We start from the raw sequence: 6284 nt of genomic DNA on the forward strand, positions 1-6284 counted from the left end.
GAGCAAGTACGTCGCTGTCTCGTGGTGACTTCGCACCAGCTGAGCGAGGGACATCCAGCGCCGATGCCGACCCTGCGGAGACAGATGCAGTCTCCTCAGCGGTCAGCTCTGGGCGGGTGTCCCGCAGCCTCGTCGGCAGATGCGCGTCAGGCAGACTGCAAGAGTGTCCGACCCGCTGCGCAACCTGCTCGCCGCGCCGCCCGACCTCCCGGTCACCGCGGGCCTGCCCGCTCTCGTCGAGGCGCTTCRCACTCGCGGGGTCGCGGTGGTCCAGGCACCGCCGGGCACCGGCAAGACGACCTTGGTCCCACCCGCGGTCGCCGGGGTCGTCGCCGGACGGGTCGTCGTCACGCAGCCCAGCCGCATCGCAGCTCGTGCGGCTGCCCGGCGGTTGGCGCAGCTGCTGGGCGAACCTGTGGGCGAGACGGTCGGGTACGCCGTGCGCGGAGACCGACGCAGCAGTCGACGTACACGTGTCGAGATCGTCACGACAGGTCTGCTGCTCCGGCGGATCCAGCACGATCCTGAGCTGGTCGGCGTCGGGGCCGTCGTGCTCGACGAGGTGCACGAGCGCCACCTCGACGCCGACCTGACCTTGGCGCTGCTCATCGACGTCCGGGCCAACCTGCGTGAGGACCTGTCCCTGGTGGCGATGTCGGCCACCGTCGAGGCCGAACGGACGGCCGCCCTGCTCGGCCGGGGTGACGATCCCGATGGTCCCGACGATCTGAGGGGCGCTCCGGTGATCCGCGTCCCGGGTGCCCTGCACCCGGTCCAGGCGGTCTGGTGCCCGCTGCCTGCGGGGGTGCGCCGCACCGACGACCGGGGGATCACCCCGGCGTTCCACGACCATGTCGCGGCGACCGTGCGTCGTGCGCTGGTAGGGCACGAAGGGGACGTCCTGGTCTTCGTGCCGGGTGTCGCGGAGGTCGAGGCGACCGTGCGTCGCCTTGCCGGCGTGGACGCGGCCGTGCACGCCCTGCACGGACGTCTGCCCGGCGGCGAGCAGGATCGTGCGCTCAGCGAGAGCCCGCGTCGACGCGTGATCGTCTCGACCGCGGTCGCCGAGTCGTCGCTGACGGTGCCCGGGGTGCGCGTCGTGGTGGACGCCGGGTTCTCGCGCGAGCCGCGCACCGATCACCGTCGCGGACTGGGCTCCCTGGTTACGGTCTCGGTGAGCCGGGCAGCGGCCGAGCAGCGGGCGGGACGGGCCGGACGGCTGGGTCCGGGCACCGTGCTGCGGTGTTGGTCCGAGGCGGAGCACGCGCACCTGGCCGCTCACCCGGAGCCGGAGATCGCCACCGCCGACCTGACGGCCTTCGCCCTGGAGGTGGCGTGCTGGGGCAGCCACGACGTCCGCGACATGGCGCTGCTCGACCAGCCACCGGCGCACGCGCTGGCTACGGCCAAGGAGGTGCTGGTGGGGCTGGGGGCGATGACCGAGGACGGGAGAGCCACCTCGCGGGGCCGGGTGATGGCTGGCGTGCCGGCCGACCCCAGGCTGGCGCGTGCCCTGATCGACGGGGCCGGTCTCGTCGGGGCCACACGGGCCGCAGAGGTGGTCGCGATGCTGAGCGAGGACGTGCGCGCTCCCGGCGGAGACCTGGTTGCTGCGCTCCGGTCACTGCGCGCCGACCGGCGGGCAGGATCGTGGCGCCGACAGGTCACCCGGCTGGAGGAGGTCGTGGCCAGGCAGGGCATCGCCGGCGACCGGGCAGGGGCGTCGGGCCACGCCGGAGCACTCACCGATGACGTGGCGGTGGGTCTGGTGGTGGCCCTGGCGCATCCGGACCGGATTGCCCGCAAGCGCTCCGAGACGTCGAGCTACCTGATGACGTCCGGGACGGGCGCGGCGCTCGACTCGCGCGACCCGGGGCCGCTGGCCGGACTGGAGTGGCTCGCGGTCGGTGACGCGGATCGACGGCCCGGGCAACGTGAGGCCCGGATCCGCGCGGCGGCCCCCCTCACCGAGGACCTCGCGCTGGAGGCAGCGGGATCGCTGTGGACCGAGGTGGATGAGGTCACCTGGACCAGTGGGCGGGTGCTGGCTCGCCGACGGACGTTGTTGGGCGCGATCGAGCTCAGCTCGACCCCGCTCAGCGATCCACCCGCGCAGACCGTGAGCGACGCGATCCGAGAGGCGGTCGCGAGCGAGGGGATCGCTCTCCTCGCCTGGACGGAGGCGGCCACCGCGCTGCGCGCCCGCCTCGACTTCCTGCACCGCGCGCTCGGTGACCCGTGGCCCGACGTGAGCGACGCAGCACTGACGCAGAACCTCGACTCCTGGCTCGGGCCGCCGTTGGCGCGGGTCCGCTCGGCCCGGGACCTTCGTCGTATCGACGTGACGGCCGCCCTGCGAGCGATGGTCCCGTGGCCGGAGGCGGGCAGGCTCGACGACGTGGCCCCTGAGCGCGTGGAGGTGCCCAGCGGGTCGAGCGTGCGGATCGACTACTCCCAGGATCAGCCGGTGCTCGCCGTGCGACTGCAAGAGGTCTTCGGCTGGACCGCTGCACCCGTCCTGGCCGACGGCAGGGTCCCGCTCCTGCTGCACCTGCTCTCACCCGCACGACGCCCGGCGGCCGTCACCGCAGACCTGGAGTCCTTCTGGGACAACGGCTACCCGGGCGTGCGTGCCGACCTGCGCGGGCGCTATCCCAAGCACGCCTGGCCGGAGGATCCACGCAGCGCACCCGCCACCGCGCGGACCAACAGGGCTCGCCGAAGCTGAGTGGCGTGCCGCCTGGCCCCGAGGCGGTTCCGCGGATGTCGGAACACCCGGATGTTCGGGTCGTCGCGTGGTCAGGAGCCCGTGCCAGACTCTCCGGCATGGAGGTCTACCGCACCCCGGACGCCGCCTTCGAGCACCTGCCCGACTTCCCCTGGGAGCCGGCATACGCGGAGGTCGCCGACCCCGACGGCGGCACCCTGCGCGTGGCGTATGTCGACGCGGGACCGGACGACGGGCCGGTCGCGCTCCTGCTTCACGGCGAGCCCTCCTGGTCGTTCCTGTACCGACACGTGGCCCGGGTGCTCACCGAGCGCGGGATCCGTTGCGTGATGCCCGACCTCGTCGGCTTCGGCCGCTCCGACAAACCGGTCCACCAGGCCGACTACTCCTACGCCCGACTGGTCGAGTGGACCCGCGAGCTGGTCTTCGACCACCTCGACCTGCGCGAGGTCACCCTGGTCGGTCAGGACTGGGGCGGACTGATCGGACTCCGCCTGGTCGCCGAGAACCCGGACCGCTTCGCCGGCGTGGTCGCGGCGAACACCGGGCTACCGACCGGCGACGTCGACATGCCCGAGGTGTGGTGGGAGTTCCGTCGCGCAGTCGAGAAGACCGAGGTGCTCGACATCGCTCGGCTGGTCGCGGCCGGCTGCGTGCGCCCGGTTGCCGAGGACGTACGCGCGGCCTACGACGCACCGTTCCCCGAGGAGCGCGCCAAGGCGGGTGCCCGTGCCATGCCCGGTCTGGTGCCCACCCGCCCCGACGATCCCGCCAGCGAGGCCAACCGCGTCGCGTGGGAGGTGCTGTCGACCAGCGAGCTGCCGTTCCTGGTCGCGTTCAGCGACAGCGACCCGATCACCGGCGCGATGGCACCGATCCTGCACAAGCTCGTCCGCGGCACGCGAGGCCTCAGCCATCCGACCATCCAGGACGCCGGCCACTTCCTGCAGGAGGACGCCGGAGCCGAGCTGGGCCGGGTCGTCGCGGACTTCATGCGGGGTTGACCGGGCGCCCTGTCGGCGTCCCTTGCTCCGTGTGGATGAAGATGCCCCAACGAGGGGCTATCCGGGCAGGGTGACGGAAAAGTAACTTCGAAAGCCGGCGGCCGACCGTATCGGCATCGGGCCGAACGTGTTCGTCGGCAGCCCGAGAGGGAGCGATGAACACTGCGTCAAAGCTACTGGCTGCGAGTGCGGCCTCTGTCCTGTTTGCCACGGCCGCCGCCTCGTCCGGATCAGGCGCCGTGCAGTCAGGCCTGCACGTCGTCACCAAGGCACCGAAGGGCCACCATGGCCACGGCGTCACCCCGAACAGTTCTCAGGCCAAGAAATTCGTGAAGGGTGTCTCTGTCTCGGAGATCACGGAGCACCAGACGGATCTGCAACAGATCGCGTCCCTCAACGACGACACGCGTGAGGTGTTGTCGAGCGGCTATCGGGAGTCGCTCGACTACGTCGTCTCGACGTTGCGTGCCGCCGGCTACAGGCCTCAGGTGAACCAGTTCAACTTCCCGGTCTGGTCGGAGACGCAACCGCCCGTCCTGAACATGGTCGCGCCGACGCCGAAGACGTACGTCCCCGGCGATGCCGAGGACAGCGACCAGCCCACGGCCGACTTCATCGCCATGGCCAACTCGCCCACCGTGGCGCTCACGAACGCCCCCGTGTTCCCCGTCGGCGGCATCATCGACCCGCCCACAGGCGGATCGGCCAGCGGCTGCGTGGCGGCCGACTACGCCGGCGTGTCCGGCAAGGTCGCGCTYGTCCAGCGCGGCACATGCGCGTTCGTCGCAAAGTGGTCGCTGGCACAGGCGGCAGGCGCCACGGGAGTGATCATCTACAACGAGGGCAACGCCCCGGAGCGTCAGAACCCGATCTACGTGGAGGACCAGCTCGACCCGCCGGCGACGATCGCCGCGGTGATCTCGAGCTACACGCTCGGCAACGAGCTTCTGCAGGCGTACAAGCAGGGCCAGAACCCGACGGTCGACCTGAAGGTGTACGGCACCTTGACCGATCGCTTCCTGCCGCAGGTGATCGCCGAGACCCCCAAGGGAGACCAGAACCATGTCGTCGTGGTCGGTGCTCACCTCGATTCCGTGGAGGCCGGGCCCGGCATCAACGACGACGGTTCCGGGACGGCCACGCTGCTCGCCCAAGCCGAGGAGCTCGCCGACGGCCACTACAACCTGCGCAACAAGATCCGCTTCGCGTGGTGGGGGGCCGAGGAGAACGGGTTGGTCGGTTCGACGTACTACGCGCACAACCTCAGCCAGCGTGAGGTGGACAAGATCGACGTGATGCTCGACTACGACATGCTCGCGTCGCCCAACTACGTCCGCTTCGTCTACGACGGCGACGGCGACGCTGACCCGGCCAACCCCGCCGGCCCGGTGGGCTCGGGCAAGGTCGAGCAGGTCTTCGACGACTGGTTCAGCTCGAAGGGTCTCGAGAGCGCACGCGTGCCCTTCGACGGCCGGTCCGACTACGTCGGCTTCACCGACCGTGGAATCCCGGCAGGCGGCGTGTTCGCCGGCGCCGAGGGCGTCAAGACAGCCGAGGAAGCAGCGGTGTACGGCGGTGCAGCGGGCTCGTGGTACGACCCGTGCTACCACCAGCTGTGCGACAACCTGATCACCGTGCTGACGGGGGTGCCGGCACTCGACGCCGAGGGTCTTGCTCCCGAGGGTGACGACGCTGCCAAGCACGCCGCACAGAGGGCGATGGCCGGTGGTTCTCTCCAGAGCCTGGCCGAGCTCTCGGGCGCTGCCAGCTATGCCGTGTACTACTTCGGAGACACGAAGGATCCGTTCAGCGCGAAGGTGCACACGGCGCGGAAGGCCAACAAGCGAGGCCCCGCCTACACGTGGCACGGCCACGACGTCCGAGTGATGCGCTAGAGGTTTCCAGCCCCGTACGCCGCCTCCTACCCGGGGCGGCGTACGGCTGCCCGCCCGCCCACGCACCACCCATCGCGGTCACTGCGACGAGAGCGAGGCCGAAGCCCGTCCAGTCGCCGACGGGCGGGCCTGTTCGTCAGGGTCCGGCGTCGATGGTGCGCCGGACGTCGTCGAGGTCCAGGTCGTACGGCCCGATCCGCGTCAGCACCCACGTGGCGCCACGGTCCACCCACTCGGCAGGGTCCTGCTCCGGTTGCAGATCGACCACCACCTCGAAGCCGGGCGACGGGTCGTGCCCGGCCAGCTCCGCGGTGACCGTCTCGAGGTCATCGGGCCCGTCCAGCCCGATGACGAAGAAGCCGTCGTGTCGTGCCGCCCGGCGGACGGGAGCCTTGTTGCCGAAACGCCCGGCCAGCCAGATCGGTACGGCGGGTGCGGGGCGGTACCGGACATCTCTGGCGGTGTAGTGGGTCCCCGCATGGTCGACCGGCTCACCGCTCAGCAGCCCCTTCAGGACCGTGAGCCCTTCGTCGAGCATCCCTCCGCGCACCTTCGGCACCGGCTCGTCGCCGTACGCGCTGAACTCGGCCACCCAGTCGTCGCCCAGCCCCAGGCCGAGCACGAACCGTCCGCCGGAGAGCACCGCCAGGCTGGCTG

General features: G+C 71.1%; 4 protein-coding genes. 3 read left to right on the forward strand and 1 reads right to left on the reverse strand.

Annotation, left to right across the window (positions count from 1 at the left end):
* The first annotated feature begins 163 nt into the window (after positions 1–163).
* The 3 genes from hrpB to AC1DQF_RS20885 all read left to right on the forward strand — a co-directional run bounded on the left by hrpB (position 164) and on the right by AC1DQF_RS20885 (position 5627).
* Positions 164–2728 carry an ATP-dependent helicase HrpB gene (hrpB, locus tag AC1DQF_RS20875; RefSeq protein ID WP_477527146.1) on the forward strand — a complete coding sequence of 855 codons (2565 nt, stop codon included), beginning with the start codon at positions 164–166 and terminating at the stop codon, positions 2726–2728.
* A gap of 98 nt (positions 2729–2826) precedes the next feature.
* Positions 2827–3732 (forward strand): haloalkane dehalogenase, encoded by a 906-nt coding sequence (locus AC1DQF_RS20880; RefSeq protein ID WP_477527147.1) that lies wholly within the window; start codon positions 2827–2829, stop codon positions 3730–3732.
* Positions 3733–3887: 155 nt separating this feature from the next.
* Positions 3888–5627, forward strand: coding sequence for a M28 family metallopeptidase (locus tag AC1DQF_RS20885; protein ID WP_477527148.1), 1740 nt, complete (start codon positions 3888–3890; stop codon positions 5625–5627).
* Between the two features lie 136 nt (positions 5628–5763).
* Here AC1DQF_RS20885 and AC1DQF_RS20890 read toward each other — a convergent pair.
* Positions 5764–6284, reverse strand: a 521-nt coding sequence (locus AC1DQF_RS20890) for an LLM class flavin-dependent oxidoreductase (RefSeq protein ID WP_477527149.1), incomplete at its 5' end; no start/stop codon positions are given.

The organism is Nocardioides sp. P4_G4 (genome assembly GCF_056401085.1).

Coding starts and splice junctions, on each gene's coding strand:
- AC1DQF_RS20880 (WP_477527147.1), top strand. CDS start 2,827: ATGGAGGTCTACCGCACCCCGGACGCCGCCTTCGAGCACCTGCCCGAC.